At 70.6% G+C, this 21,894-nt stretch carries 21 protein-coding genes and 1 riboswitch; of the genes, 10 read left to right on the top strand and 11 right to left on the bottom strand.

The window, feature by feature from the left end:
• The first annotated feature begins 25 nt into the window (after positions 1-25).
• Positions 26-646: a glutathione S-transferase family protein gene (locus tag AC1DTW_RS16015; protein WP_477982235.1), complete on the top strand. Its 621-nt coding sequence runs from the start codon at positions 26-28 to the stop codon at positions 644-646.
• 24 nt (positions 647-670) lie between these two features.
• Here AC1DTW_RS16015 and AC1DTW_RS16010 read toward each other — a convergent pair whose 3' ends face one another.
• Positions 671-2,299, bottom strand: a complete 1,629-nt coding sequence (locus tag AC1DTW_RS16010) for an FMN-binding glutamate synthase family protein (protein WP_477982234.1) — start codon at positions 2,297-2,299, stop codon at positions 671-673.
• An 84-nt stretch (positions 2,300-2,383) separates the two neighbouring features.
• Between AC1DTW_RS16010 and AC1DTW_RS16005 the strand changes: the two genes are divergently transcribed.
• From AC1DTW_RS16005 to pip, 4 genes are all read left to right on the top strand, one after another.
• Positions 2,384-3,610 carry a multidrug effflux MFS transporter gene (locus AC1DTW_RS16005; RefSeq protein ID WP_477982233.1) on the top strand — a complete coding sequence of 409 codons (1,227 nt, stop codon included), beginning with the start codon at positions 2,384-2,386 and terminating at the stop codon, positions 3,608-3,610.
• 52 nt (positions 3,611-3,662) lie between these two features.
• Positions 3,663-3,738, top strand: a riboswitch (SAM riboswitch).
• A gap of 46 nt (positions 3,739-3,784) precedes the next feature.
• Complete coding sequence (gene metX, locus AC1DTW_RS16000) at positions 3,785-4,930, top strand: homoserine O-succinyltransferase MetX (protein WP_477982232.1); 1,146 nt, start codon at positions 3,785-3,787, stop codon at positions 4,928-4,930.
• Positions 4,923-5,507, top strand: coding sequence for a methionine biosynthesis protein MetW (gene metW, locus AC1DTW_RS15995; RefSeq protein WP_477982231.1), 585 nt, complete (start codon positions 4,923-4,925; stop codon positions 5,505-5,507). The genes metX and metW overlap by 8 nt, the downstream gene beginning before the upstream one ends.
• Positions 5,508-5,572: 65 nt before the next feature.
• On the top strand, positions 5,573-6,526 hold the full coding sequence (gene pip / locus AC1DTW_RS15990; protein WP_477982230.1) for a prolyl aminopeptidase: 954 nt from the start codon (positions 5,573-5,575) through the stop codon (positions 6,524-6,526).
• Between the two features lie 12 nt (positions 6,527-6,538).
• Here pip and AC1DTW_RS15985 read toward each other — a convergent pair whose 3' ends face one another.
• Positions 6,539-7,627 carry an S-adenosylmethionine:tRNA ribosyltransferase-isomerase gene (locus AC1DTW_RS15985; RefSeq protein WP_477982229.1) on the bottom strand — a complete coding sequence of 363 codons (1,089 nt, stop codon included), beginning with the start codon at positions 7,625-7,627 and terminating at the stop codon, positions 6,539-6,541.
• Positions 7,624-8,337: an SDR family oxidoreductase gene (locus AC1DTW_RS15980; protein ID WP_477982228.1), complete on the bottom strand. Its 714-nt coding sequence runs from the start codon at positions 8,335-8,337 to the stop codon at positions 7,624-7,626. Before AC1DTW_RS15980 ends, AC1DTW_RS15985 begins: the two co-directional genes overlap by 4 nt.
• Before the next feature lie 132 nt (positions 8,338-8,469).
• On the opposite strand from AC1DTW_RS15980, the gene AC1DTW_RS15975 reads away from it, so the two are divergent.
• Complete coding sequence (locus AC1DTW_RS15975; protein ID WP_477982227.1) at positions 8,470-9,099, top strand: helix-turn-helix domain-containing protein; 630 nt, start codon at positions 8,470-8,472, stop codon at positions 9,097-9,099.
• 82 nt (positions 9,100-9,181) lie between these two features.
• Positions 9,182-10,141 carry an MBL fold metallo-hydrolase gene (locus AC1DTW_RS15970; protein WP_477982226.1) on the top strand — a complete coding sequence of 320 codons (960 nt, stop codon included), beginning with the start codon at positions 9,182-9,184 and terminating at the stop codon, positions 10,139-10,141.
• A 37-nt stretch (positions 10,142-10,178) separates the two neighbouring features.
• Here the strand turns inward: AC1DTW_RS15970 and AC1DTW_RS15965 are convergent, their stop codons facing one another.
• Entirely contained in the window at positions 10,179-10,784 is a 606-nt protein-coding gene (locus tag AC1DTW_RS15965) for a TetR family transcriptional regulator (RefSeq protein ID WP_477982225.1), read from the bottom strand.
• A 118-nt stretch (positions 10,785-10,902) separates the two neighbouring features.
• Here AC1DTW_RS15965 and AC1DTW_RS15960 point away from each other — a divergent pair, with 118 nt between their 5' ends.
• From AC1DTW_RS15960 to AC1DTW_RS15950, 3 genes are read left to right on the top strand one after another with little or no spacing between them, the layout of a single operon-like run.
• The gene (locus AC1DTW_RS15960; RefSeq protein WP_477982224.1) at positions 10,903-12,114 is read left to right on the top strand and encodes an efflux RND transporter periplasmic adaptor subunit; all 1,212 of its coding nucleotides are present in this window, start codon (positions 10,903-10,905) and stop codon (positions 12,112-12,114) included.
• A gap of 12 nt (positions 12,115-12,126) precedes the next feature.
• Entirely contained in the window at positions 12,127-15,276 is a 3,150-nt protein-coding gene (locus tag AC1DTW_RS15955; protein ID WP_477982222.1) for an efflux RND transporter permease subunit, read from the top strand.
• Positions 15,273-16,718: an efflux transporter outer membrane subunit gene (locus AC1DTW_RS15950; RefSeq protein ID WP_477982221.1), complete on the top strand. Its 1,446-nt coding sequence runs from the start codon at positions 15,273-15,275 to the stop codon at positions 16,716-16,718. Before AC1DTW_RS15955 ends, AC1DTW_RS15950 begins: the two co-directional genes overlap by 4 nt.
• A gap of 24 nt (positions 16,719-16,742) precedes the next feature.
• Here AC1DTW_RS15950 and AC1DTW_RS15945 read toward each other — a convergent pair whose 3' ends face one another.
• The 7 genes from AC1DTW_RS15945 to AC1DTW_RS15915 are packed head-to-tail and all read right to left on the bottom strand — an operon-like array spanning position 16,743 to position 21,889.
• Entirely contained in the window at positions 16,743-17,324 is a 582-nt protein-coding gene (locus tag AC1DTW_RS15945) for an RBBP9/YdeN family alpha/beta hydrolase (RefSeq protein ID WP_477982219.1), read from the bottom strand.
• Entirely contained in the window at positions 17,321-17,539 is a 219-nt protein-coding gene (locus AC1DTW_RS15940; protein ID WP_477982218.1) for a TOBE domain-containing protein, read from the bottom strand. The genes AC1DTW_RS15945 and AC1DTW_RS15940 overlap by 4 nt, the downstream gene beginning before the upstream one ends.
• 31 nt (positions 17,540-17,570) lie before the next feature.
• Positions 17,571-18,470, bottom strand: coding sequence for an ATP-binding cassette domain-containing protein (locus AC1DTW_RS15935; protein ID WP_477982217.1), 900 nt, complete (start codon positions 18,468-18,470; stop codon positions 17,571-17,573).
• 15 nt (positions 18,471-18,485) lie between these two features.
• Positions 18,486-19,292 (bottom strand): aliphatic sulfonate ABC transporter permease SsuC, encoded by an 807-nt coding sequence (ssuC, locus tag AC1DTW_RS15930; protein WP_477982216.1) that lies wholly within the window; start codon positions 19,290-19,292, stop codon positions 18,486-18,488.
• A complete protein-coding gene (locus AC1DTW_RS15925; protein WP_477982215.1) occupies positions 19,264-19,674 on the bottom strand; it encodes a VOC family protein in 411 nt (136 codons plus the stop codon). Before AC1DTW_RS15925 ends, ssuC begins: the two co-directional genes overlap by 29 nt.
• 1 nt (position 19,675) lies before the next feature.
• Entirely contained in the window at positions 19,676-20,875 is a 1,200-nt protein-coding gene (ssuD, locus tag AC1DTW_RS15920; RefSeq protein ID WP_477982214.1) for an FMNH2-dependent alkanesulfonate monooxygenase, read from the bottom strand.
• 21 nt (positions 20,876-20,896) lie between these two features.
• Positions 20,897-21,889, bottom strand: coding sequence for an aliphatic sulfonate ABC transporter substrate-binding protein (locus AC1DTW_RS15915; protein WP_477982213.1), 993 nt, complete (start codon positions 21,887-21,889; stop codon positions 20,897-20,899).
• Positions 21,890-21,894 lie beyond the last annotated feature (5 nt).

Raw genomic sequence — 21,894 nt, 5'->3', positions numbered from 1 at the left:
TGGCGCTCAGGGACGGCAATATTTCATGAAACTCATCGGTTCGCTCACCAGCCCCTACGTGCGCAAGGTCCGCATCGTGATGGCCGAGAAGAAGCTCGACTACCAGCACGAGCTCGAGGACGTGTGGACCAGCGACAAGATCATGGCCTCCAACCCGCTCGGCAAGGTGCCGTGCCTGGTGCTCGCCGGCGGCGAGGCGTTGTTCGACTCGCGCGTGATCGTCGAGTACCTCGATACGCGCTCGCCGGTGAGCCGGCTGATCCCCGAGGGCAGCCGCGAGCGCATCGAGGTGCGCACCTGGGAGGCGCTGGCCGACGGCATCGTCGACGCCGCGATCCTGGCGCGCCTCGAGCAGACCTGGGCCGGGCGCAGCGACGAGCAGCGCTGCGCGGCCTGGGTCGAGCGCCAGCTGCACAAGGTCGACGTCTCGATCGACGCGGTCAGCACCGGGCTGGCCGACAAGCCGTGGTGCTCCGGCATCCACCTGTCGCTGGCCGACATCGCGGTCGGCTGTGCGCTCGACTACCTCGCATTCCGCTTCCCGCAGATCGATTGGCGCGCGAAGCACGCGAACCTCGCGCGGCTGGCCGACAAGCTGAACGCGCGCCCGAGCTTCATCGATACGTTGCCGCCGCAGCCGTCGTGAGAGGGTGAGGGGCCGCTGCGGCGCTCAGCGCGTGGCGACGCCGAAGCTCCTGGCCTGCGCCATCGGCCAGTAGACGCGAAACACCTGCTGCGTCATCTCGCCCCGCAGCAGCTCGCCGGGCGCGACGAACGGCAGCAGGTTCGCGAGCAGCTTGACGCTCTGTTCGGCACTGCGCCGCACGATGTGCGACGCGGTGATCTGGCTCGGGTCGGCGAGGCCGGCCGCCTGCACCAGCTCCTTCAGCGCCAGCAGCGTGTTGCGGTGGAAGTGGTAGACGCGCTCGGCCTTGGTCGGCACGACGATCGCGCGCGCGCGCTGCTCGTCCTGCGTCGCGACACCGGTCGGGCAGTGGCCGGTGTGGCAGCTCTGCGCCTGGATGCAGCCGAGCGAGAACATGAAGCCGCGCGCCGAGTTGCACCAGTCGGCGCCGAGCGCGAGCATGCGCGCGATGTCGAACGCGCTGACGACCTTGCCGGCGCAGCCGATCCTGACCTTGTCGCGCAGGTTCAGCCCGACCAGCGTGTTGTGCACCAGCAGCAGCCCCTCCTGCAGCGGCGCGCCGACGTGATCGGTGAACTCGAGCGGCGCCGCGCCGGTGCCGCCCTCGGCGCCGTCGACGACGATGAAGTCGGGCGTGATGCCGGTCTCGAGCATCGCCTTGGCGATCGCGAACCACTCCCACGGGTGGCCGATGCACAGCTTGAAGCCGGTCGGCTTGCCGCCCGAGAGCAGGCGCAGCTTGTCGATGAACTGCATCATCTCGATCGGCGTCTTGAACGCGCCGTGGCTGGCCGGCGAGATGCAATCGACCCACGGCGGCACGCCGCGCGCCGCGGCGATCTCGGGCGTGACCTTCGGCCCGGGCAGCACGCCGCCGTGGCCGGGCTTCGCGCCCTGGCTCAGCTTCAGCTCGATCATCTTGACCTGCGGCTGCAGCGCGTTCTCGGCGAAGCGCGTTTCGCTGAACGACCCGTCGTCGTTGCGGCAGCCGAAGTAGCCCGAGCCGATCTCCCAGATCAGGTCGCCGCCCATCGTGCGGTGGTGGCGGCTGATCGAGCCCTCGCCGGTGTCGTGCGCGAAGTTGCCGCGTTTCGCGCCGGCGTTCAGCGCCAGGATCGCGTTGGCGCTGAGCGCGCCGAAGCTCATCGCCGAGATGTTGAAGATGCTCGCGCTGTACGGCTGCGCGCGGCCCGCGCCGATCGTCACGCGGAAGTCGTGCGTCGCGAGTTCGGTCGGCTGCAGCGAATGGTTGATCCACTCGTAGCCGACCGCGCCGACGTCCATCTGCGTGCCGAACGGCCGCTTGTCGGCATCGCCCTTCGCGCGCTGGTAGACCAGCGAGCGCTGCTGGCGCGAGAACGGCGCGGCCTCGTTGTCGCCCTCGATGAAGTACTGGCGCATCTCGGGCCGGATGAACTCGAGCAGGAAGCGCAGGTGCCCGATCACCGGGTAGTTGCGCAGCACCGAGTGGCGCGTCTGGTGCGTGTCGCGAAAGCCCAGGCCGACGAGCAGCATGAACGCGAACGCCGGCCCGCCGCCGACACCGAACCCGACCCAGGCGAACGCACACAGCAACATGCCGACCGCGCACAGCACCCACACCGAGTAGCGCACCGGCACGTGGCTGTCGACGAGCTTGAGCCAATTGAACATCGACGAGTCCCCCGCGAAAGTGCCGCGATGGTAGTCCGACCCTGTGCGGGCAAGGCCTGTGCAATTCCCGGATACTGCTGCCCGATGACCCGTTCGTTTCTGCGCATGGCCCTGGTGCTGGGCTTGCTGTCGGCCATCGGCCCGTTCGCGATCGACATGTACCTGCCGGCGCTGCCCGCGATCGGCAGCGCGCTGCATGCCGACGTGCACGCGGTGCAGCTCAGCCTGATGGCCTTCTTCATCTCGTTCGCGATCAGCCAGATCGTCTACGGCCCGGCCTCGGACATCTTCGGCCGCAAGCCGCCGCTGTATGTCGGCATCGCGCTGTTCATCGTCGGCAGCGTCGGCTGCGCGCTCGCGCCCGACATCGTCTGGCTGATCGCGTTCCGCTTCCTGCAAGGGCTGGGCGGCGGCGCGCCGATCGTCGTGCCGCGCGCGATCGTGCGCGACCTGCACACCGGCGCCGACGCGACGAAGCTGATGTCGATGCTGATGCTGGTGTTCAGCGTCTCGCCGATCCTGGCGCCGCTGATCGGCAGCCTGATCATCGATGCGGCCGGCTGGCGCGCGATCTTCTGGGTCGTCACCGCGATCGGTGGCGTCGGACTGGTGCTCGTCGCGGCCACGCTCGAAGAGACGCGGCCGGCGCCGCAGCGCGCCCGCAGCGACGTCGCAAGCACCTTGCGCGCGTTCGCGTTGTTGCTGCGCGACCCGCACTTCATCGGCCTGACCGCGATCGGCGCGTTCGGCATGGCCGCGTTCTTCATCTACCTCGCGAACTCGTCGTTCGTGCTGATCGAACACTACGGCCTGACACCGCGCCAGTACAGCCTCGCGTTCGCGGTCAACGCCGCGTCGTTCATCGGCGTCTCGCAATTCGCCGGGCGGCTGGCCGAACGCTACGGATTGCCGCGCATCGTGTCGGTCGCGGTGCTCGGGTTCGCGCTGGCGATGACCGCGCTGCTGGCGCTGAACCTGGCCGGCATCGACGGCCTCGCGCCGATGATCGCGATGCTGCTGATCGGCTACGGCTTTCTCGGCCTGGTCGTGCCGACGACCTCGGTGATGGCGCTCGACGACCACGGCGAGATCGCCGGCGCCGCGTCGGCGCTGATGGGCACGCTGCAGCTCGTGATGGGCGCGGTCGTGATCGCGGTGATGGGCGGGTTCGTCGATGGCACCGCGCGGCCGATGGTCGCGGGCATCGCGGCGGCTGCGCTGATCGCCTGGGTGCTGGCGCGCGTGACGCTGCGGGGCGCGCGGCGTGCCGCGGCGCATCCGTCGACCGTGACGGCCTGCGACGAGGCTTGAGCGCGGTCAGGCGACAACCGCAGCCGCGGGGCCGCGAACCGCCTCGGTATACTTGATCCACAGCGCCGATTTGTTCCGACTTGCGGGCGCTTTAAAAATGCCGCTAAAGAGGACGCCCAGCCCGGTGTCCGCCTTTGCAGCGGCGCCGGTTTTCTGTTTATCTGGGGTGTTCTCTTGGTGGTCACCAGTTCGATCGGCGACGTCGAGCCGCAATTCCTGCGCTTCGAGCAGCCGCTGCCGCTGCGCAGCGGCGCGCAGCTGCGCGACTACACGCTCGCGTTCGAAACCTACGGCACGCTGAACGCCGCGAAGAGCAACGCGGTGCTCGTGTGCCACGCGCTGAACGCGAGTCACCACGTCGCCGGCACCTACGCCGGCCAGGAGAAGAGCGAAGGCTGGTGGGACAACCTCGTCGGCCCCGGCAAGCCGCTCGACACGAACCGCTTCTTCGTGATCGGCGTCAACAACCCGGGCTCGTGCTTCGGCTCGACCGGGCCGATGCAGACGAACCCCGAGACCGGCCGCACCTACGGCGCCGACTTCCCGGTCGTCACGGTCGAGGATTGGGTCGACGCGCAGGCGCGGCTGCTCGATGCGCTGGGCATCGAGCAGCTCGCGGCGGCGCTCGGGGGCAGCCTCGGCGGGATGCAGGCGCTGAGCTGGTCGCTGCGCTATCCGCAGCGGCTGCGCCATTGCATCGCGGTCGCGACCGCGCCGAACCTGTCGGCGCAGAACATCGCGTTCAACGAGGTCGCGCGGCGCGCGATCGTCACCGACCCGGAGTTCCACGGCGGCCACTACCGCGCGCACGGCACGCTGCCGCGGCGCGGGCTGCGCGTCGCGCGGATGATCGGCCACATCACGTACCTGTCCGACGACGCGATGGAGGCCAAGTTCGGCCGCGGCCTGCGCAACGGCGGCCTGGCCTACAGCACGCAGGACGTCGAGTTCGAGATCGAGAGCTACCTGCGCTACCAGGGCGACAAGTTCAGCGAGTACTTCGACGCCAACACCTACCTGCTGATCACGCGCGCGCTCGACTACTTCGACCCGGCGCGCGAGTTCGGCGGCGACCTGTCCGCCGCGTTCGCGCCGGCCGCTTGCAAGTTCCAGCTCGTCAGCTTCACGACCGACTGGCGCTTCGCGCCGGCGCGCTCGCGCGAGATCGTCAAGGCGCTGGTCGACCGCAAGCGCGACGTGAGCTACGCCGAGATCGACGCGCCGCACGGCCACGATGCCTTCCTGCTCGACGACCCGCGCTACCACGGCGTGCTGCGCGCGTGCTTCGACAACATCGCGGCGGAGCTGAGCCATGAGTGACCGCAAGGACATGGAGCTGATCGCCCAACTCGTGCCGCCGGGCTCGCGCGTGCTCGACCTCGGCTGCGGCAACGGCGAGTTCCTCGCGCACCTGCGCGACACGCGCGGCTGCAGCGGCTACGGCATCGAGATCGCCGACGCCAACGTGCTTGCCTGCACGCAGCGCGGCGTCAACGTGATCCAGCTGAACCTCGAAGAGGGCCTGGCGCTGTTCGAGGACCAGAGCTTCGACGTCGTGCTGCAGATCGACACGCTGCAACACCTGCGCAACACCGAGAAGATGCTGCGCGAGACCGCGCGTGTCGGGCGCATCGGCATCGTCAGCTTCCCGAATTTCGCGCACTGGCCGAACCGGTTGCAGGTCGCCACCGGCCGCATGCCGGTGACGCGCGTGCTGCCGTACCAGTGGTACGACACGCCGAACATCCGCGTCGGCACCTACGCCGACTTCGAGGTGCTGGCGCGCAAGGACGGGCTGCGCATCCTCGATGCGTTCGGCATCCGCAACGGCGCTGCGGTGCGGCGCTGGCCGAACCTGCGCGCGAGTGTCGCGGTGTTCAAATTCGAGCGCGGCTAGAACGCCCGACCGCACGACCCCGTGGCCGGCGACGATTTGCGGCCGACCTGCGCTGGAGGATGACCATGGAGCCGTTTCCCCCGACCGAGCCGCACCAGCAGGGCATGCTCGATGTTGGCGACGGCCAGCAGATCTACTGGGAGGTCTGCGGCAATCCGCGTGGCAAGCCCGCGCTCTTCCTGCACGGCGGGCCGGGCTCGGGCTGCAGCGTGGGCTCGCGGCGGCTGTTCGATCCTGCGCAATACCGCATCGTGATCTTCGATCAGCGCAACTGCGGCAGGAGCACGCCGAGCGCTGCCGACCCGGCGACCGTCCTCGACCGCAACACGACGCCGCTGCTGATCGACGACATCGAGCGCCTGCGCCAGCACCTCGGCGTCGACAAGTGGGTGCTGTTCGGCGGTTCCTGGGGCGTCACGCTCGGGCTGGCCTATGCCGAGCAGCACCCGCAGCACGTGGCCGCAGCGATCTTCGCGTCGGTGACGATGACGCGGCCCGCGGACGTGCATTGGCTCTACCACGAGGTCGGCCGGTACTTCCCGCAGGAATGGGAGCGCTTCCGGCGCGGCGTGCCGGAAGGCGAGCGCAACGGCGATCTGGTCGCGGCGTACGACCGGCTGCTCAACGGGCCGACCGATCTGCCCACGCGGCAGCGCGCGGCCCAGGCCTGGTGCGACTGGGAGGCCGCGGTGCTGTCGCTCGAACCTGGCTACATCTATCCGAAACGCTTTGCCGACCCCGCGTTTCGCCTGAGCTTCGCGCGCATCGTCACGCACTGCTTCAGCCACGCCGCCTGGCTGGCGGACGGCCAGTTGCTGCGCAACGCGCACCGGCTGGCCGGCATCCCGGCGGTGCTGGTGCATGGCCGGCTCGACCTGGGCAGCCCGGCCGATACCGCCTGCCAGCTGGCCCAGGCCTGGCCGGACGCCGAGCTGCACCTGATCGGCACCGGGCACGGCGGCGGCGAAGCGATGGACCGCCGGGTCCGCGCAGCGGTGCTGCGCTTTGCGGCCGACTGAACGGCTCCTTCCTCAATCGGCGAGCGTCAACGCGCCGATCGGGCACGCACCGAGGGTCGCCATCCGGGCAGCGCGCTCGATCAGCACCGAGTCGCCGAACTCGTGGGTCAGGTAGCCGTGCGTCTCGAGCGCGTGGTCGGCGCGGCGCAGCGTCGCGTCGCCGGCGAACGCGCGCAGCAGTTCGAAGTGGCTGGTCGCGCGCTCGTGCGTGCCGCTGACGATCGCATCGACGACGCGCAGCCGCGTGTGCGCGCCGATGCGCTGGTCGGCGAGGCCGGCGCCGGCGCGCAGCGTGCCATCGCGCGACGCGGCGTGTTCGAGCGCGCGCACGACCGTCGTGCCGAGCGCGATCACGCGGCCGCCGCGGGCGCGCGCCGCGTCGATCGCGGCGACGGTCGCGGTCGGCAGCAAGTACGGCTCGTCGAACGGCAGGCGCGCGTCGAGCGCGGGATCGCCGGTCGACGACAGCCCCGCGGCGTGCGTCAGGGTCGCGAAGCCGATGCCGCGCTCGCGCAGGCGGCGCAGCAGCTGCCAGTCGAGCGCGAAGCCGGCCGACGGCGCCTCGAACGCGGCCGGCAGCGCGGCGATGCGCGTCCACACGTCCCACAGCGCGAGCGCCGGCGCCATGTGCGCGTACTGGACCGCGCGGCCATGCTGCGCCAGGCCGGCACGGATCGCATCCGGCGTGCCGTCGAAGCGCAGCGCGATCAGGCGTGGATGATCGAGCAGGCGCTCGATGCGCGCCTGCAGCGGGCCGAGCCGCAGCATGTCGCCGGCCCGCAGCGCGGGCGGAGCGCGGCGGTCCTCGGTGCACGTGCGATGGTCGCCGGCGCCGAACACGACCGCGTTGAAGCGCTGCACGTCGTCGGCGCGCAGCGAACCGCGGCCAGCCAGCCGCACCTCGATCCCGAGGCCGCTGCGCAGGTGCGTGCCCGCGAGGCTCGCCGGCAGGGTCGCCGCGTCGTTCGCGACCAGCAGGTCGCCGCGGCGGAAGAACTCCGCGAGTCGGGCGCGCGCTGCATGCTGCAGCCGGCCGGTCGCGTCGATCACGAGCAGCTTCGCTTCGGGGGGCCGCTGCAGCGGCAGCGCAGCGGCCCTCATGCGCGCTCCGCGACGGCGGCGTGTTGCGCGATCAGCGCGAGCAGCTCGCGTGCCGCCGTTTCGGGGCGCTTCAGCTGCGCCGGGTCGGCATCGGGCAGGGCCGCGGCGTGCAGCGCGGTGTCCATGTCGCCGGGGTCGACCGCGAGCACGCGCACGCGATGCGGGCGCAGCTCTTCGTCCCAGATGCGGCTCATGTGCGCCAGCGCCGCCTTGCTCGCGCCGTACGCGCCCCAGTGCTCGTAGGGCGTCACCGCGGCGTCGCTCGTGATGTTGACGACAAGCGCCGCGCGCGGCGGGATGTGCTCGCGCGCCGACGCTGCGAGCGCGCCGAGCAGCGCCTTCGTGAGCCGGAACGGGGCGAGCAGGTTGGTCGCGAGCGCCGCCTCGAAGTCTTCGCATTCGGTGTCGGCGAGCAGCGCGAGCGGCACCGGGCCGAGGCTCGAGGCGTTGTTGACGAGCACGTCGAGCCCGCCGAGCGCGCCGGTGATCTGCAGCGCGATGCGGTGGATCTCGTCCTTCGCAGACACGTCGCCGGCGATGCCGTGGCTGCCGGGCAGCGCGTCGGCGGCGCGGGCCACGCGCACGGCATCGCGCGCAACGAAGGCGACCTGCGCCTGCCGCGCGTGCAGTGCGCGGGCCAGCGCGAGCCCGAGACCGGCGCTGCCGCCGGTGATCGCGACGCGCAGGCCTTGGAGTGTGGAAGTGTTCATCGTCGGATCTCGTTCGTGGTGGTCGATGACGCGAAGGTAGGCCGGCCGCGGTGGCGCGACGAGCGCGCTGTCCAGCGCATTGGCGCAAGTTCGCTGCAGCGGACGGCGCGCGGTCGCACAATGCGGCGCACGATGCCCGCCTCCGAATCTGAATCCGAACCCAGCGCCGACGCCACGCCGTCGGGCCCGCCCGACCCGCACGCCGGGCAGACCTCGGCGCACCTCGCGCGCAACCTCGCCAGCCTGCGCCACGTGCGCGCGCTGACCCAGGAGGCGCTCGCGAAAGCCGCGAAGCTGCCGCGCTCGACGATCGCGAACCTCGAGTCGGGCGAAGGCAATCCGTCGCTGGTCGTGCTCGTGAAGGTCGCGCAGGCGCTCGGCGTGCCGATCGACGAACTGCTCGCCTCGCCGCGCGCGCTGGTGCGGCACTGGCCGGCGGCCGAGCTGGCCTCGCGCGCGAAGGGCCGGGGCGTGACGATCCGCGAACTGGTGCCCGAGCCGGTGCCCGACGAGATGATGGAGGTGATGGACTTCGCGCCCGGCGCACTGATGGGCGGCACGCCGCACCTGCCGGGCACGCGCGAGTTCTTCACCTGCCTGGACGGCCGCGTGAACCTGATCGTCGCCGGCGTGCGCCACGCGCTGGCCGAGGGCGATGTGCTCGCCTTCCCCGGCAACCTGCCGCACTCGTACCAGAACGCGGATGCGCTGGCCGCCGCGCGCGGCATCTCGGTCGTCGTGTTCGCGAAGGCCGGCGTCTGATCGGCGCGGCTTCTGCGCAAGTTCGCGCGTTGCCGTATTCTCGGCGCCCGCATCCAAATCCACACACTACGGAGTTCGCCTCATGACACACATCTCTCGGCTGCGCCGTGCACTCGCGATCATTGCCGGCAGCCTCGTGCTCGCATCGGCCCATGCCGCGGCGCCGCAGGTCAAGGCGCAGGCGCCGGGCTACTACCGCGTGATGGTCGGGGACTTCGAGGTCACCGCGCTGTCCGACGGCACGTTCATGGCGCCGGTCGACGAGCTGCTGACGCGCACGACCAAGGCGCATGTCGACCAGGTGCTGACGCGCAACTTCATGACGTCGCCGATGGAGATGTCGGTCAACGGCTTCCTGATTAACACCGGTTCGAAGCTGGTGCTGGTCGACACCGGCGCGGCGAAGCTCTTCGATCCCACGCTCGGTCACCTGATCGACAACCTGCGCGCCGCCGGCTACCAGCCCGAGCAGGTCGACGAGGTCTACATCACCCACATGCACGTCGATCACGTCGGCGGGCTGATGGCCGGCGACAAGCTCGCGTTCCCGAACGCGATCGTGCGCGCCGACCAGCACGACGCCGACTTCTGGCTGAGCCAGGCCACCCTCGACCGCGCACCTGAAGGGATGAAAGGCTTCATCCGCGGTGCGCAGGTGTCGGTGAATCCCTACGTGGCCGCAGGCAAGTTCAAGCCGTTCAGCGGCGCCACCGAGCTCGTGCCGGGCATCAAGGCGATCCCGGCGCCGGGCCACACGCCCGGGCACAGCATGTACCGCGTCGAGAGCGGGGGGCAGACGCTGCTGCTGTGGGGCGACGTGATGCACGTCGGGGCGGTGCAGTTCCCCGAGCCGGCGGTGACGATCCAGTTCGACATCGACAGCAAGTCGGCCGCGCTGCAACGCAAGCGCGCCTACGCCGAGGCCGTGAAGCAGGGCTGGCTGGTCGGCGGCGCGCACATTTCGTTCCCCGGGCTCGGGCATCTGCGCGCCGAAGGCAAGGGCTATGCGTTCGTGCCGGTGAACTACAGCGGCCCGAAATGACGAACCCGAGGTCGCCCCGGACTCGAGTCGCCCCGTCTCAGGTGGACGCCGTCAGCCCACGCAGGTAGGCGTCGAAGACCTGGCCGCCGACGCGCGGCAGGTCGAAGCCGTCGCGGTCGAGCATCCAGTTCTGCAGCAGCCCGTCGAACAGCGCGATCAGGCCGAGCGCGGCGCTGCGCGGCGCGATGGCCTTGGGCATCGCACCGCTGCGCTGCGCCCGCCGCAGCGCGAGCTGCATGTCGGCCAGGCAGCCGTTGCGCATCGCGAGGTGGCGCTCGCGCACCGCGTTCATCTCGCCGACGTACTCGACCTTGTGGGTCGCGATGTCGAACACGCGCCGCAGCTGCGGTTCGGTCACGACCTTGCGCAGCACGTCGACGAAGACGTCGCGCATTTGCACCAGCGTGATCTCGGTGTCCTTGATGGTCTGCTCGAGCGGCAGCGTGACGCGCTCCATCATCGTGTTGAACAGGTCGGCCTTGTCCTTGAAGTGCCAGTAGATCGCGCCGCGCGTCAGGCCCGCCGCCTTCGCGATCTCGCCGAGCGAGGTGCCCGAGACGCCACGCTGCTCGAACACCAGCTCGGCGGTGTCGAGGATGCGGCTGCGGGTGGCTTGCGCCTCTTGCTTCGTTCTGCGGGCCATGATGAAGATTTGTTGCGGTGCAGCGATCGACTTACATACATTCAAGCATGTATGTATACTACCTGAAAATCACATCCAGGGCGTCGCGCCCGCCTCACCTCTCCCGAAGGGTTCCCGCATGTCAACGTTGAAAAACGTCTGGGCAGTGTCTGCCGTTGTGTTGGCTGTTTCCATGCTCGCGGCCTGCGGGCAGAAGGCCGAGCCCGGCGCGGGCGGGCCGCCCGGTGGCGGCATGCCGCCGGCCGAGGTCGGCGTGATCGTCGTCGCGCCGCAGGCGATCGGCCTCGCGACCGAGCTGCCGGGCCGGCTCGAGGCCTCGCGTGTCGCGCAGGTGCGGGCCCGCGCGGCCGGCATCCTGCAGAAGCGCGTGTTCACCGAAGGCAGCGACGTGAAGGCCGGCCAGCTGCTGTTCCGCATCGACCCGGCGCCGTACCAGGCGGCCGCCGCGAGCGCGCAGGCCGCGCTCGCGCGGGCGCAGGCGAACGTGACCCAGGCCACCGCGCTGGCCGAGCGCTACAAGCCGCTGCTCGAGGCGAACGCGATCAGCAAGCAGGACTACATCAACGCGGTCGCCGCGCAGAAGACCGCCGAGGCCGATGTCGCGACCGGCCGCGCGAACCTGCAGACCGCGCAGATCAGCCTCGGCTACGCCACGGTCACCGCACCGATCTCGGGCCGCGTCGGCCGCGCCCTCGTCACCGAAGGCGCGCTGGTCGGGCAGGGCGATGCGACCCCGCTCGCGACCGTGCAGCAGATCAACCCGATCTACGTGAACTTCACGCAGTCGACGACCGACGTGCTGCGCCTGCGCAAGGCGATCGCGAGCGGCCAGTACAAGCGGGCCGGTGCCGATGCAGCGAGCGTGCGCGTGATCCTCGAGGACGGCAGCGACTACGGCACGCCGGGCAAGCTGCTGTTCAGCGACCTGACCGTCGATTCGACGACCGGCCAGATCACCTTGCGCGCGGAGCTGCCGAACCCGGCCGGCCTGCTGCTGCCGGGGATGTACGTGCGGGTGCGGCTCGAAGAGGCGCGCGCCGAGGCCGGCATCGCCGTGCCGCAGCAGGCGGTCACGCGCGGCGCGACCGGCGACAGCGTGATGGTCGTCGGCGCCGACGGCAAGGTCGCCCAGCGGCCAGTCAAGATCGGCACCGCGGTGAACGGCCAGTGGGTCGTGTTCGACGGCTTGAAGCCGGGCGAGCAGGTGATGGTCGACGGCTTCCAGAAACTGCGCGGCAACGCGCCGGTGAAGGCCGTGCCGTGGCGCCCGGCCGCTTCCGGCGCGGCGCCCGCCGCCGCCAGCGCCCCGGCCTCGGCCGCATCCAAGTAAGGGGCACGGCACATGGCCCAGTTCTTCATCGATCGCCCGATCTTCGCGTGGGTGATCGCGCTGTTCATCATCGTGCTCGGCGGCACCGCGATCACGCAGCTGCCGATCGCGCAGTACCCGTCGGTCGCGCCGCCGTCGATCGTCGTCAACACCGCGTACCCCGGCGCCTCGGCGCAGACGCTCGAGGACAGCGTGATCAGCGTGATCGAGCGCGAGATGAACGGCTCGCCCGGCCTGATCTACATGGAGTCGGTCAGCCAGGCCGACGGCACCGGCTCGATCACGCTGAGCTTCCAGGCCGGCACCAACCCCGATCTGGCGCAGGTCGACGTGCAGAACCGCCTGTCGCGCGCCACACCGCGGCTGCCGCTGGCGGTCACGCAGCAGGGCGTGCGCGTCGACAAGTCGCGCTCGAACTTCCTGCTGTTCACGATCCTGTCGAGTGATGACGCGTCGATCGACCCGATCGCGCTCGGCGACTACGCCTCGCGCAACGTCGTGCCCGAGCTGCAGCGCATTCCGGGCGTCGGCCAGGCGCAGCTGTTCGGCACCGAACGCGCGATGCGCATCTGGATCGACCCGGCCAAGCTGGTCGGCTTCAACCTGTCGACGAGCAACGTCGCGCAGGCGATCCAGGCGCAGAACGCGCAGGTCTCGTCCGGCACGATCGGCGACCTGCCGAACATCCCCGGGCAATCGATCTTCGCGACCGTGGTCGTGAAGGGCCAGCTCGAATCGGTCGCGCAGTTCGGCAACATCGTGCTGCGCGCGAACCCCGACGGCTCGTCGGTGCGGCTGAAGGACGTCGCCCGCATCGAGCTCGGCGGGCAGAGCTACGCGACCTCGGCGCGCCTGAACGGGCGGCCCTCGACCGGCATCGGCGTGCAGCTGACGCCGACCGGCAACGCGCTGGCGACCGCGAAGGCGGTCAAGGCGCGCATGGAGGAGCTGCAGCGCTACTTCCCGCCCGGCATGAAGTACACGATCCCGTACGACAGCTCGCGCTTCGTGAAGATTTCGATCAGCCAGGTCGCCGAGACGCTGGTCGAGGCGGTGATCCTGGTGTTCCTCGTGATGTACCTGTTCCTGCAGAACATCCGCTACACGATCATCCCGACGATCGTCGTGCCGGTCTCGCTGCTCGGCACCTTCGGCGTGCTGCTGGCGCTCGGCTTCTCGATCAACGTGCTGACGATGTTCGGCATGGTGCTGGTGATCGGCATCGTCGTCGACGATGCGATCGTCGTCGTCGAGAACGTCGAACGCATCATGAGCGAGGAGGGCCTGGAACCGCGCGCCGCGACGAAGAAGGCGATGGGCCAGATCTACGGCGCGATCATCGGCGTCACCGTGGTGCTGATCTCGGTGTTCGTGCCGCTCGCGTTCTTCAGCGGCTCGGTCGGCAACATCTATCGCCAGTTCTCGGCGGTGATGGTCGCGTCGATCGGCTTCTCGGCGTTCATGGCGCTGTCGCTGACGCCGGCGCTGTGCGCGACGCTGCTGCAGCCGGTCGATGCCGGCCACCACCTCGAGAAGAAGGGCTTCTTCGGCTGGTTCAACCGCGGCTTCAAGTCGACCGCGAAGGGCTACGAAGGCTTCGTCGCGAAGCTGCTGCGGCGCTCCGGGCGGATGATGATCGTCTACCTCGCGATCGGCGGCGTCGTCGCGCTGCTGTTCACGCGGCTGCCGACCTCGTTCCTGCCGAACGAGGACCAGGGCTACATCATCGCCAACGTGCAGCTGCCGCCGGGCGCGACGCAGGCGCGCACGCTCGAGGTGATGAAGCAGGCCGAGGGCTTCTTCCTGAAGCAGCCCGAGACGCAGGCGATGGTCAGCGTGCTCGGCTTCAGCTTCTCGGGCACCGGCCAGAACGCCGCGCTCGCGTTCGTGCCGCTGAAGGACTGGAGCGAACGCGAGGGCGCCGCGCACTCGGCGCAGGCGCTTGCCGCGCGCGGCTTCGGCGCGCTGATGGGCGTGCGCGACGCGTTCATCTTCGCGCTCAGCCCGCCGCCGATCCCCGAGCTCGGCAACGCGACCGGCTTCACGTTCCGCCTGCAGGACCGCGGCGGCAACGGCCACGCGGCGCTCGTCGCGGCACGCAACCAGCTGCTCGGCATGGCCGCGCAGAGCAAGGTGCTCGCCGGCGTCCGGCCCGACGGCCTCGAGGACGCGCCGCAGCTGCAGCTCGATGTCGATCGCGACAAGGCGAGCGCGCTCGGCGTCAGCTTCGACGCGGTCAACGCGGCGCTGTCGACCGCGCTCGGCTCGGCCTATGTCAACGACTTTCCGAACGCCGGCCGGCTGCAGCGCGTCGTCGTGCAGGCCGAGGCGCGCCAGCGCATGCAGCCCGACGACCTGCTGCGCATCAACGCGCTGAACAGCCAGGGCCAGCCGGTGCCGCTGTCGGCGTTTGCGTCGACGCGCTGGGCCAACGGCGCGGCGCAGACCGTGCGCTACAACGGCTATCCGACGATGCGCATTTCCGGCGACGCCGCGCCCGGCCAGAGCACCGGCCAGGCGATGGTCGAGATGGAACGGCTCGCCGCGCAGCTGCCGGCCGGCTTCGGCTTTGAGTGGACCGGCCAGTCGCGCGAAGAGCGCATCGCCGGCTCGCAGGCCTACCTGCTCTACGGCTTCGCGATCCTCGCGGTGTTCCTGTGCCTCGCGGCCTTGTACGAGAGCTGGTCGATCCCGCTGTCGGTGATCCTGGTCGTGCCGCTGGGCGTGCTCGGTGTCGTGATCGGCACGATGTGGCGCGGCTACTCGAACGACGTGTACTTCCAGGTCGGCCTGATCACGATCATCGGGCTGTCGGCGAAGAACGCGATCCTGATCATCGAGTTCGCGAAAGACCTGCAGGCGCAGGGCAAGAGCGCGATCGAGGCCGCGCTGGAGGCGGCGCACCTGCGCTTCCGGCCGATCGTGATGACCTCGCTCGCGTTCATCCTCGGCACCTTGCCGCTGGCGATCTCGAGCGGCGCGGGCTCGGCGAGCCAGCGCGCGATCGGCACCGCGGTGATCGGCGGGATGATCACTGCGGTCGTGCTCGCGGTGCTGTTCGTGCCGGCCTTCTTCGTCGCGGTGCGCGGCGTCTTCAAGGGCAGCGAGCGCCAGCGCAAGATGTACACGCACGAGCTGAACGGCAAGAAGGAGGGCGCATGATGAAGTACCGCCTGATGACGGGTGGCGCGCGCGCCGGTCGGCTGTCGGCGCTCGCGGCGGCGCTGCTGCTCGGCGGCTGCATGAACCTGGCCCCGCGCTACGAGCGCCCCGCCGCGCCGGTCGCACCGGGTTATGCGCCCGAGCTGGCGCCGGCCGGTGCGGCGGGCGCGCAGGTCGAGGCCGCGGCGGCCGCCGACATCGAGTGGCAGCGCTTCTTCGCCGATGCGCGGCTGAAGCGCCTGATCGAGCTCGCGCTGCAGAACAACCGCGACCTGCGCGTCGCGATCCTGAACATCGAGCAGGCGCGCGCGAGCTACCAGATCAGGCGCGCCGACGAGCTGCCCACGGTCGGCGCCGGCATCAGCGCGCAGCGCCAGCCCGGATCGAGCGGCAAGCTGGTCAACACCTACTCGGTCGGCTTCCAGGTCACGAGCTACGAGCTCGATGTCTTCGGGCGCGTGCGCAACCTGAGCCAGGCCGCGCTGTCGCAATACCTCGCGACCGAAGAGGCGCGCAAGACGACGCAGATCGCGCTGATCGCGGGTGTCGCGACGACCTACGCGAGCCTGCTCGCCGACGACGAGCTGTTGCGCGTCACGCGGGACACACTGAAGACGCGCGAAGACTCGTTCGGGCTGACGAAGCTGCGCTTCGACAACGGCGCGTCGTCCGAGGTCGACGTGCGCCAGGCCGAGCAGCTGCTCGAGACCGCGAAGGCGGCGCTCGCGCAGACCCAGCGCCAGCGCGCGCTCGACGAGAACGCGCTGGTGCTGCTGGTCGGCCAGCCGCTGCCGGCGGATCTGCCCGCCGGCCTGCCGCTGGCGGCGCAACAGGGCGTCGCCGACCTGCCGGCCGGGCTGCCGTCCGATCTGCTGACGCGCCGGCCCGACGTGCGCGCTGCCGAGCAGCAGCTGCAGGCGCAGAACGCCAACATCGGTGCGGCGCGCGCGGCGTTGTTCCCGCGCATCTCGCTGACCGCGAGCGCCGGCAGCGCGAGCACCGAACTCTCGGGCCTGTTCAAGAGCGGCACCTGGGCCGTCACCGGCACCGCGAGCCTGCTGCAGCCGATCTTCGATGCCGGTCGCAACCAGGCGAACCTCGATGTCGCGAAGGTCAACAAGGACATCGCGATCGCGCAGTACGAGAAGGCGATCCAGACCGCGTTCCGCGAGGTCTCGGATTCGCTCGCCGGCCGCGCGACGCTGGGCGAGCAGCTGCGCGCGCAGGCGGCGGTCGCGAACGCCGCGCAGGCGAGCTTCCGGCTCGCCGACCTGCGCTACCGCAGCGGCGCATCGAGCTACTTCGAGGTGCTCGACGCGCAGCGCTCGCTGTTCAGCGCGCAGCAGGCGACGCTGCAGACGCAGGCCCTGCAGGTGCAGAACCTCGTGACCCTGTACAAGGTGCTCGGCGGCGGGTGGTCGGAGGCGACGACGGCGCGGTAGCGCGGCACCTCGGAGAGTGGTCGATCAGATCGCGAACGACCACTCTCCGATCGACGCGCGCTCCGGTCGTCGTCCTCGCTCGATGCGCTGCCTGGCCGCCGTCACCCAGCGCCGCGCCAGCGGCAGGGACCCGAAGCCGGCTTCGGCATTGATGTGGCCCGCCGCCCCGAGATTGATCCACTGACTCGCCCAGCGCTGGGCCCAGCGGCGCGCCTCGGCCGCGCTCATCCACGGATCGGTTTCGCTGCCGACCAGTACGCTCGGTGCCGGCAAGGCGCTGGCCGGCAGCAGCGCGCCAACGCCGAACTTGGCCGGGTCGGCCGGCGCGACGAGCAGTGCCGCAGCGATGTCGCTGCGCGGCTGCTGCGCCAGGTAGCGAACCAGCGCGAGGCACCCGAAGCTGTGCGCCGCGGCGATCCATGGGCCCGGTCCCGCGCGTTCGAGGGTGCTGGCGATGCGAGCCGCCCAGCGGTCGAGGTCGGGGCTCATCCAGTCGCGTTGCTCGACGCGCAGCGCGTGGCGATCACCCTGCTGCAGCCAGGTCTGCCAGTGCGACGGACCGCTGTCGCCCAGGCCGGGCACGATGAGCAGGCGCGACGGCGTCACAGCGTCGCCAGCGACACCTCGGTCGCCTTCACCAGCGCGATCACCTCCTTGCCGACGGCGAGCTTCAGCTCCTTGACCGAACGGGTGGTGATGACCGAGGTGACGATCAGCCCCGAGGGCGTCTCGACGTCGATCTCGGACACGACCGGTCCCTCGATGATCTCCTTGACCTTGCCACGGAACTGGTTGCGGACGTTGATCGCGGTGATGCTCATGTGCTCTCCTTCGGGGGGTGGATGTCGGTGGTCAGATCGCCCAGCGCCACGTGGCGATGCCGGGCAGTGGTTCGGCGACTTCGCTTTCGGGACGGGCTGGTTCGCGCAGCACGCGCTGCAGCACGCGATCCTCGAGCACCGCGAACGCGGCTTGCCCGCGTGAGCGCGGTCGGCCCAGTGCAACGCGCTCGTCGAGCGCGATGCGGTGGTCCTCGATCAGCACGACGCGGTCGGCCAGCGCGACCGCCTCGGACACGTCGTGCGTGACGAGCAGCGCCGTGAAGCCGTGGGTGCGCCAGAGCGACTCGATGAGCTGCTGCATCTCGATGCGCGTCAGCGCGTCCAGCGCACCGAGCGGCTCGTCGAGGAGCAGCAGGCGCGGTCGGTGCACGAGCGCACGAGCCAGCGCGACACGTTGGCGCTGCCCGCCCGAGAGCACCGCCGGCCAGTCGTCGGCACGGTCGGCCAGGCCCACCTGCGCGAGCGCCTCGCGCGCGCGGCGCCGGCCGTCCACGCCGGGCAGGCCGAGCGCGATGTTGTCGACCACGCGCCTCCACGGCAGCAGGCGCGCGTCCTGGAACATGATGCGGATGTCCTCGCGATGCTGTGCCAGCGCCGCACCGTCGAGCGCGATCTCGCCCGCGTCGGCCTGCTCGAGCGCGGCAACGAGGCGCAGCAACGTGCTCTTGCCGCAGCCGCTGCGGCCGACGATCGCGACGAACTCGCCCGGCGCGATGCGCAGATCGATCGCCTCGAGCACGCGGCGCGCGCCGTAGGACCTGGCGACGCCGCGCACCTCGAGGGCGAGCCCGGCGGCAGGCGGCGCGCCGGTCCGCACGTGCGGCGCGTCGAGTTCCGCGCGCCGGCGGCGCACCGGTTCGGACAGGGTGCGCAGCGCCAGCGCGGCGCCGTCGAGTTCGGTCATGTGCATTTGATTCCTCGACAGTCAGGCTGCCTGGACCTGGTAGCCCGGGTGCCAGCGCAGCCACCTGCGCTCGAGCGTTTTGGCGAGCACGTCGGCGAGCTTGCCGAGCGCGGCGTAGAGGAGGATGCCGACCAGCACCACGTCGGTCTGCAGGAACTCGCGCGCGTTCATCGTCAGGTAGCCGATGCCCGCCTGCGCCGAGATCGTCTCGGCGACGATCAGCAGCACCCACATCAGCCCGAGCGAGAAGCGCAGCCCCACCAGCACCGACGGCAGCGCGCCGGGCAGGATGACGTGGCGCCACAGGGCCCAGCCCGACAGGCCGTAGCTGCGCGCCATCTCGATCAGCCCCCGATCGACCGAGCGGATGCCGTGGAAGGTGTTCAGGTAGATCGGGAAGAACACGCCGACCGCGACGAGGAAGAGCTTCGCGCTCTCGTCGATGCCGAACCACAGGATCACGAGCGGGATCAGCGCCAGCGCCGGGATGTTGCGCAGCATCTGCAGCGAGGTGTCGAGCAGTGTCTCGAGGACGCGAAAGCTGCCCGTCAGCAAGCCCAGCAGCAGCCCCAGCCCGCCGCCGATCGCCAGGCCGGCGAGCGCCCGCATCGAGCTGACCGCGACGTGCTGCCACAGCGCGCCCGAGCGCAGCAGGTTCCAGAACGCGGTCGCCACCGCGAGCGGTTCGGGCAGCACCCGCGTCGAGAGCCAGCCGCGCGTCGAGGCGAGTTCCCAGCCGATCAGGGTCAGCACCGGGACCACCCAGGGGAGGCCGCGCTGCACGATCGCGCGGCGCCGTTCAGACCGCAATGCGGAGTTCGAGGACATGGTGTTCGCCGTCACGGGCGTCCGGTTCGATCAGTTCAAGGTGGTTGCCGAACGGGTCTTCGACATAGAGCCGGCCGCTGTCGAGCAGCGGCGCATCGTCGACGGCATGGCCGGCCCGACGCAGAACGGTCGCCAGGCGGGGCACGCCCACGACGCGCAGCGCCAGGTGCGCCTGCGGCGCGACGCCGCTGAAGTGGCCTTCGCGCAAGTCCAGGCGTTGATGCCCGAGGCCATAGCGCAGCGTGCCGGGCCGGTCGAGCGCCGGATCGCGCAGTTCGCGCAAACCCAGCAGCCCTTCATAGAACGCCCGCGCCTTGGCCGACCCGCCGAGTGCGATCGGCAGCTGCACGTGGTCGACGGCGTGAATGAGGGTGGCGGCCATCTCAGCTCTCCGACACGCGCTGCGGCGCGAAGCTGTTCGCGACGATCTCGCCGAACGGCCCGGTCAGCGTGCGCTGCGGCGACACCGCCTCGCGCAGATCGAGCGGCAGCAGCGGGAACACGAGTTCCGCGAAGCGGTGCGCTTCCTCGAGGTGCGGGTAGCCGGAGAGGATGAAGTACTTCAGCCCGAGCGCGGCGTATTCCTGGATGCGCTCGGCCACCTGCTGCGGGTTGCCGACCAAGGCCGTGCCCGCGCCGCCGCGCACCAGGCCGACGCCGGCCCAGAGATTCGGCGCGACCTCGAGTCCGTCGCGCACGTTGGCACGGTTGAAGCGGCCCTGGTGCAGTGCAGCCATGCGGCGCTGGCCGACGGAGTCCATCTGCGCGAACTTCTTCTGCGCCGCTGCGACGGTGGCTTCGTCGAGGTGCGAGACGAGTTCAGCCGCGGCGCGCCAGGCCTCGTCCTCGGTCTCGCGCACGATCACGTGCAGGCGGATCCCGAACTCGAGTTCGCGCCGATGGCGTGCGGCACGCGCGCGGATGTCGGCGACCTTGCTCGCCACCGCGGCGGGCGGCTCGCCCCAGGTCAGGTAGGTGTCGAGCTGCTCGGCGGCGAGCTCGTGCGCCTCCGGCGACGAGCCGCCGAAGAAGACCGGCGGGTACGGTCGGGTGACCGGCGGGTAGAGCAGCTTGCCGCCCTTGACGCGCAGCTGGGCGCCCTCGAAGTCGAAGCCCTCGCCCGAACCCGGTGGGTCGCCTTCGGCTCCGTGGCTGCGTGCGAGCAGCTCGCGCCAGATCGTCAGAAACTCGCGCGACAGCGCATAGCGTTCGGCGTGAGGCAGGAACAGGCCGTCGCCCTCGAGCTCGTCGGGATCGCCGCCGGTGACGAGGTTGACCAGCAGCCGCCCGCCGGACAGGCGGTCGAAGGTCGCCGCCATGCGTGCGGACTGCGCCGGTTGCAGCAGCCCCGGGCGCAGCGCGACGAGGAACTTGAGCCGTCGCGTCACGTCGATCAGGCTCGCGGCGAGCACCCACGGGTCCTCGCACGAGCGCCCGGTGGGCAGCAGCACGCCTTCGTAGCCGAGGCTGTCGGCGGCGATCGCAACCTGCTTGAAGTAGGCAAAGTCGGCTGCGCGTGCACCGTGGCGGGTGCCGAGGTAGCGCGCGTCGCCGTGGGTGGGGATGAACCAGAGAATCTTCATTCGTCGTCTCCTGGATGTCGGTCAACGGGCCTGCGCGAGCGCCTGGCCGGGCTGCCAGATGATGTCGGCGACACGGATCGGCTTCGGGATCAGGCCGAGCCTGGCGAACGCGTCGGCCACCTTCTGCTGCTCGGCGACCAGCGCCGGCGTCAGTGGGCCGACCGGCGAGGGCTGGCGGCGTGCGAGGAAGCGATGCACGGTCGCCAGGCTCAGGCCGGCGTACTCGGCGTAGCGCTGCGCCGTCTCCTTGCGGTTGGCCTGGCCGTAGGCGTCGGCGTCGGTCAACGCGGCGAACAACACCCGCAGCACGTCTTCGCGCTGCGCGAGCGCACGCGAGGCGAGGTAGAAGGTGTTGTTGCCGGAGAGGCCGCGGCTCGTCGCCAGCACCTGCACGCGAGCGTCGATCTCGGCCGCGGCGTAGTACGGGTCCCAGATCGCCCAGGCGTCGACCGAACCGCGCTCGAAGGCCGCACGCGCATCGGCGGGCGCAAGGTAGACCGGCGTGATGTCGGCCCAGCCCAGGTTCGCCTTCGCCAGCGCCTGCAGCAGCAGGAAGTGCGCGCTCGAGCCGCGCTGCACCGCGATGCGCCGCCCTTTCAGGTCGGCCAGTGTCTTCAGGGCCGCCGCGGGCCGCGAGAGGATCGCCGAGCTGTCGGGCTTGGGTGGCTCGGCGCCGACGTAGAAGAGGTCTTTACCCGCGGCCTGCGCGAACACCGGCGGCGCGTCACCGGTCGCGCCGAAGTCGACGCTGCCGACCGCGAGCGCCTCCAGCAGCTGCGGGCCGGCGGGAAACTCGACCCAGGTCACGCGGGTCGCCGCGAGCGGCTTGTCGAGCAGCGCCAGGCTCTTCAGCAGCGCGAGGTTGAGCGAGCCCTTCTGGAAGCCGATGCGAAGCTCGGCGAAGGCGGGCGACGCGGCCTGCGCGGTGCCGGCCCACGGTCCGAGTCCGGCCGCCGCAGCGAGCGACGCGAAGGCCAGCGCCGCACGGCGGCGCGAGACGAGGAAGCTGTCCATCGTGG

The sequence above is a fragment of the Rhizobacter sp. P5_A1 genome, from assembly GCF_056400745.1.
The sequence above is the reverse complement of the archived record's forward strand: the minus strand, read 5'-3'. Positions and strand labels throughout refer to the sequence as shown.

Excerpts from the sequence above, each read along its gene's own strand:
- AC1DTW_RS16015 (WP_477982235.1), top strand. The coding sequence starts at position 26 with ATGAAACTCATCGGTTCGCTCACCAGCCCCTACGTGCGCAAGGTCCGC.
- AC1DTW_RS16010 (WP_477982234.1), bottom strand. The coding sequence starts at position 2,299 with ATGTTCAATTGGCTCAAGCTCGTCGACAGCCACGTGCCGGTGCGCTAC.
- AC1DTW_RS16005 (WP_477982233.1), top strand. The coding sequence starts at position 2,384 with ATGACCCGTTCGTTTCTGCGCATGGCCCTGGTGCTGGGCTTGCTGTCG.
- metW (WP_477982231.1), top strand. The coding sequence starts at position 4,923 with ATGAGTGACCGCAAGGACATGGAGCTGATCGCCCAACTCGTGCCGCCG.
- pip (WP_477982230.1), top strand. The coding sequence starts at position 5,573 with ATGGAGCCGTTTCCCCCGACCGAGCCGCACCAGCAGGGCATGCTCGAT.
- AC1DTW_RS15985 (WP_477982229.1), bottom strand. The coding sequence starts at position 7,627 with ATGAGGGCCGCTGCGCTGCCGCTGCAGCGGCCCCCCGAAGCGAAGCTG.
- AC1DTW_RS15980 (WP_477982228.1), bottom strand. The coding sequence starts at position 8,337 with ATGAACACTTCCACACTCCAAGGCCTGCGCGTCGCGATCACCGGCGGC.
- AC1DTW_RS15975 (WP_477982227.1), top strand. The coding sequence starts at position 8,470 with ATGCCCGCCTCCGAATCTGAATCCGAACCCAGCGCCGACGCCACGCCG.
- AC1DTW_RS15970 (WP_477982226.1), top strand. The coding sequence starts at position 9,182 with ATGACACACATCTCTCGGCTGCGCCGTGCACTCGCGATCATTGCCGGC.
- AC1DTW_RS15965 (WP_477982225.1), bottom strand. The coding sequence starts at position 10,784 with ATGGCCCGCAGAACGAAGCAAGAGGCGCAAGCCACCCGCAGCCGCATC.
- AC1DTW_RS15960 (WP_477982224.1), top strand. The coding sequence starts at position 10,903 with ATGTCAACGTTGAAAAACGTCTGGGCAGTGTCTGCCGTTGTGTTGGCT.
- AC1DTW_RS15955 (WP_477982222.1), top strand. The coding sequence starts at position 12,127 with ATGGCCCAGTTCTTCATCGATCGCCCGATCTTCGCGTGGGTGATCGCG.
- AC1DTW_RS15950 (WP_477982221.1), top strand. The coding sequence starts at position 15,273 with ATGATGAAGTACCGCCTGATGACGGGTGGCGCGCGCGCCGGTCGGCTG.
- AC1DTW_RS15940 (WP_477982218.1), bottom strand. The coding sequence starts at position 17,539 with ATGAGCATCACCGCGATCAACGTCCGCAACCAGTTCCGTGGCAAGGTC.
- AC1DTW_RS15935 (WP_477982217.1), bottom strand. The coding sequence starts at position 18,470 with ATGCACATGACCGAACTCGACGGCGCCGCGCTGGCGCTGCGCACCCTG.
- ssuC (WP_477982216.1), bottom strand. The coding sequence starts at position 19,292 with ATGTCCTCGAACTCCGCATTGCGGTCTGAACGGCGCCGCGCGATCGTG.
- AC1DTW_RS15925 (WP_477982215.1), bottom strand. The coding sequence starts at position 19,674 with ATGGCCGCCACCCTCATTCACGCCGTCGACCACGTGCAGCTGCCGATC.
- ssuD (WP_477982214.1), bottom strand. The coding sequence starts at position 20,875 with ATGAAGATTCTCTGGTTCATCCCCACCCACGGCGACGCGCGCTACCTC.
- AC1DTW_RS15915 (WP_477982213.1), bottom strand. The coding sequence starts at position 21,889 with ATGGACAGCTTCCTCGTCTCGCGCCGCCGTGCGGCGCTGGCCTTCGCG.